The organism is Streptomyces sp. NPDC017890 (assembly GCF_044328675.1).
Taxonomy (GTDB): Bacteria; Actinomycetota; Actinomycetes; order Streptomycetales; family Streptomycetaceae; genus Streptomyces.
Genome location: NZ_JBIRHU010000067.1, coordinates 1 through 5,110 on the forward strand (window position 1 = coordinate 1; position 5,110 = coordinate 5,110).

Consider the following 5,110-nt stretch of genomic DNA (forward strand, 5'->3'; position numbering starts at 1 on the left):
GCGCGCATGCGGTCGGCGAAGACGGGGTTGGTGTCGAGGAGTTCGAGGGCCATGCCGGTCCACTGCGACCCCTGACCCGGGAACACGAACACCACACCGGACGGGGGCGTGGCCGTGCCGGCCACCGTGCCGGGGGCAGGCTCACCGTTCGCCACCGCCTCCAGCCCACGCAGCAACTCGTCCCGGTCCGAACCGACGATGACCGCCCGGTGCGGCAGCAGCGTCCGGGCCGAGACCAAGGACCAGCCGATGTCCACCGAGTCGAGCTCCGGGCGTCGTCCCACCAAGGACCGCAGCCGGACGGCCTGAGCCCTCAGCGCATCGTGGTCGTGCCCGGACAGCACCCACGGCACCGCGGGCATTTCCCCGCGTTCCCCTTCCGGTGACGCTTCGGGCACTTCGTGCGGAGGCACAGGCTGTTCGAGGATGACGTGCGCGTTGGTGCCGCTGACACCGAACGAGGACACGCCCGCACGGCGCGGTGCCCCCGTCTCGGGCCATCGCGTCGCTTCGGTGACCAGCTCCACCGCGCCGATGGACCAGTCGACGTGCGGGGTGGGCTCGTCGACGTGCAGGGTGCGGGGGAGTACGCCGTGGCGCATCGCCATGACCGTCTTGATGATGCCGGCGACGCCGGCGGCGGCCTGGGTGTGGCCGATGTTGGACTTGACCGAGCCGAGGAGGAGGGGCCGGTCGGTGTCGCGGTCATGGCCGTAGGTGGCGAGGAGCGCCTGGGCCTCGATGGGGTCACCCAGCGTCGTGCCCGTGCCATGGGCCTCCACGGCGTCGATGTCGGACGTCGACAGGCCGGCGTTGGCCAGGGCCTGGCGGATGACGCGCTGCTGGGAGGGGCCGTTGGGGGCGGTGAGGCCGTTGGAGGCGCCGTCCTGGTTGACGGCGGAGCCCCGGACCACGGCCAGCACCTGATGTCCGTTCCGCACGGCGTCGGACAGCCGCTCCACGAGCAGCATGCCGACACCCTCACCCCACCCCGTACCGTCCGCGGCGGCCGCGAAGGGCTTGCAGCGGCCGTCAGCCGCCAGACCCTTCTGCCGGGAGAACTCCACGAAGGTGGCCGGCGTCGCCATGACGGTCACACCGCCGGCGAGCGCCAGCGAGCACTCGCCGTTCCGCAGTGCCTGGACCGCCCAGTGCAGGGCGACCAACGACGACGAACACGCCGTGTCCACCGTCGCCGCCGGCCCCTCCAGCCCGAACGTGTAGGAGAGCCGTCCCGAGACGACACTGCCCGCGTTGCCGGTGAGGAGGTATCCCTCCGCTCCCTCCGGCAGTTCGCCTTCCCCGCCGCCGTAACCCTGGGACGACGCACCGACGAACACACCGGTCTGGCTGCCCTTGAGGTCGGCCGTGGAGATACCGGCCCGTTCGAACGCCTCCCATGCCGTTTCCAGCAGCAGTCGCTGCTGCGGGTCCATAGCCGTCGCCTCGCGCGGGGAGATGCCGAAGAAGTCCGCGTCGAAGTCGGCGGCATCGTAGAGGAAGCCGCCTGCCCGCACGTACGACCGGCCGGAGCGTTCGGGGTCGGCGTCGTACACACCGTCGAGGTCCCAGCCGCGGTCGGTGGGGAACGGGGAGATGGCGTCGCCGCCGGAGCTCACCAGCTCCCACAGAGACTCGGGAGAGTCGGCCCCGCCCGGGAAGCGGCAGCTCATGCCGACGATGACGACGGGGTCGTCACCCGCCGCGCGGACGGCAAGCGGCGCGAAGACCTCCTCGGCGTTCCCCAGCGCCTCACGGCACACGTGCTCCGCCAGCGCCGTCGGAGTGGGATAGTCGTAGATCACCGACGCGGGCAGCGTCAGCTCCGTGACCGCGTCGAGCCGGTTGCGCAGCTCCACCGCCATCAGTGAGTCGAAGCCCAGCTCCTGGAACGTCCGGTTCGGATCGAGCGCGGCCGGCTGCGGGTGGCCCAGCACCTCGGCGGCCCGCGTCCGGATCAGCTCCGTGACGGTCCGGTCCCGCTCCTCGGCCGGCATGCCGGCCAGCCGTGCCGCGAAGGCGCCGGCCGGCACCGCGGCGGACGGGCCGGTCTGCGCCGCCGTGGCCGCCACCTCCGCCAGCAGCCCGCTCAGCAGCGGGCTCGGCCGCAGGGCCGTGAAGCGCGGGCGGAAGCGTCCCCAGTCCACGTCGGCGACCACGATCGCCGTCTCGTCGTCGCCCACCGCCCGCTGCAATGCCGCGATCGCGAGTTCAGGCGCCATGCCCGACACGCCACGCTCGGCGAGGAACTCCTCACCGCCCGCGGCCATGCCGCCGCCGTCCCACATGCCCCAGGCCACCGAAGTGGCGACGAGGCCGTCGGCGCGGCGCCGGTGTGCCAGTCCGTCCAGGAAGGCGTTCGCGGCGGCGTACGCGGACTGGTTGCCGCTGCCCCACACGCCGGCGATCGACGAGTACAGGACGAAGGCGTCCAGCTCCGTCCCGCGCGTCAGCTCGTCCAGGTGCCGCGCGCCGACGACCTTCGACCGTACACTCTCGGCGAAGTCGGACGGAGCCAGCCCGTCGACCGCGCCCCAACTGGGCACTCCGGCGGCATGAACGACGGTGCGCAGGTCGGGGATGGTGGTGAGGAGCTCGGCGAGGGCGTCGCGGTCGGTGACGTCGCAGGCGACGACTCGTGTACGGATACCGAGTGCTTCGAGTTCGGTGGCGAGTTCGTGGGCTCCGGGAGTGTCGGGGCCGCGGCGGCTGGTGAGGACGATGCTGTCGGTGCCGGTGGTGGCGAGCCAGCGGGCGACGTGACTGCCGAGGGCACCGGTGCCGCCGGTGATGAGTGCGGTTCCGCGGCTTTGCCAGGTGGAGGGTTCGGTGGTGGCATGGGGTGCGCGGCTGAGCCGGCAGGCCCAGGTGCCTGTGGTGCGGATGGCGATCTGATCCTCGCCTGTGGTGCCGGTGAGTACGGCGCACAGGGATGCGACCGTGTGTTCGTCGAGCTCGGTGGGCAGGTCGACGAGTCCGCCCCACCGGTCGGGGTGCTCGAGAGCGACCACACGGCCCAGCCCCCACACCTCGGTCTGGCAGGGATCCACCACGTCACCGTCGTCCACGCGCACCGCGCCCCGGGTGACGGACCACAGGGGTGCGTGGACACCGGCGGCGCCGAGAGCCTGCACGGTGGCGACGGTCGACTCGACGGACAGCACGGAGACCACGCCCGCGACCACCCCCCGGTCCGGACCGTCCTCCGGCGACGTCCCGGTCAGCTCCGTGACGGACATGACACGCACATCGGCTCCGGCAGAACGCAGCGCGGCGGCCACCTCCGCGTGGGCGGGCATGCCCTCGCCGGAGGTCACACCCGGGCCGTCGGCCGGCTCGGTGACCACCCACCAGGTGCCCGGCAACGCCGCGCCGGTCGCCTCGGCAGCGCCGGTGACCGGCTCCCAGGTCAGCCGGTAACGCCACCCGTCGGCGTCCGGCCGCGGCCGGCCCTCCCGCAGCCAGTAGCGCTCACGCTGGAACGCGTACGTGGGCAGCGCCACCGGCCGGGCGCCCGCGAACACCGCACGCCAGTCCACCTCGACACCGCGGACGAACAGTCCGCCCAGCGCCGTCGTCAGCGTGCCCGCCTCCGACCGGCCGGGCCGCAGCGCCGGGACCCCGTCACCGTTCGCCAGCGACGACAACGAGCCGTCGGGACCCAGCTCCAGGAACGTGACGGCACCCGCCGCGCGCAGCGTCTCCAGGCCGTCGGCGAACCGTACGGTTCCCCGGGCGTGCCGCATCCAGTACTCCGGGGAGCACAGCTCCTCCCCGGCGACCGCGCCCGTGACGTTCGAGACCAGGGGAATGCCGGGAGCATGGAAGTCCACGCTCCGGAGCACCTCGTCGAACGCGGCCAGCATCGCGTCCATGCGCGGTGAGTGGAACGCGTGACTGACCCGCAGCCGCCGAGTCTTCACCCCGCGGGCGGCCAAGGATTCGGCCACGGACAGGACGGCGTCCTCGTCACCGGACACCACGACCGACGACGGACCGTTCACGGCGGCGATCGCCGCGCCCCCACCGTCCAGAAGCGGCAGCACATCCGCCTCCGGGGCGGCGACGGAAACCATCGCGCCGCCCTCGGGCAGGGCCTGCATCAGACGGCCGCGTGCCGCGACCACCTTCGCCGCGTCCGCCAGCGACCACACACCCGCCACGTGGGCGGCCGCGAGCTCGCCGACCGAGTGGCCGAGGAGGTGACCGGGCCGGACGCCCCACGAGGACACCAGCCGGAACAGCGCCACTTCCAGGGCGAACAGACCGGCCTGCGTGTAGACCGTCTCGCTCAGCAGGTCGGCGTCCTCACCCCACACCACCTCGGCGAGCGGCCGGTCCAGATGATCCTCCAGCGCCCCGCACACCTCGTCCCACGCCTGCCGGAACACCGGGAACGCGCTGTGCAGCTCACGGCCCATGCCGAGCCGCTGCGACCCCTGACCGGCGAACAGCACGCCCAGGCCACCGTCCACCGGCACACCGGGAACCAGCGAGCCCAGGCCCTGGAGCAGTTCGTCGCGGTCCGTACCCACCACCACGCCACGGTGCGACAGCGCCGCACGCGTGGACGCCAGCGACCAGCCCACGTCGACCGGATCGAGCCCGGGGTCACCCTCTACGAAGGCCCGCAGCCGCTCGGCCTGCGCCCTCAGCGCAGCCTCGCTCTCACCGGAGATCACCCACGGCACCACCGGCAGCACAGTCCGCTCCCGCTCGGCCTCGGCCACCGCCTCCGGCGCCTGCTCGAGCACGATGTGGGCGTTGGTGCCGCTGACACCGAAGGCGGAGACGCCGGCGCGGCGCGGGCGGTCCGTCTCGGGCCACTCGGTGGCCTCGGTCAGCAACCTGACCGAGCCCGTGGACCAGTCGACGTGGGGGGTGGGCTGGTCGATGTGGAGGGTTTGGGGGAGTACGCCGTGTTGCATGGCGAGGACCATTTTGATGATGCCGGCGACGCCGGCGGCGGCCTGGGTGTGGCCGATGTTGGATTTGACGGAGCCGAGGAGGAGGGAGTGGTGGGTGTCGCGGTTCTGGCCGTAGGTGGCGAGGAGTGCTTGGGCTTCGATGGGGTCGCCGAGGGTGGTGCCGGTGCCGTGGGCTTCGACGG

Annotated in this window: 1 protein-coding gene; it reads right to left on the reverse strand. The window is 72.8% G+C overall.

All coding sequences use genetic code 11. From position 1 onward, the window contains the following. Positions 1 to 5,110, reverse strand: a 5,110-nt coding sequence (locus ACH4F2_RS35035) for an SDR family NAD(P)-dependent oxidoreductase (protein ID WP_398136727.1), incomplete at both ends; no start/stop codon positions are given.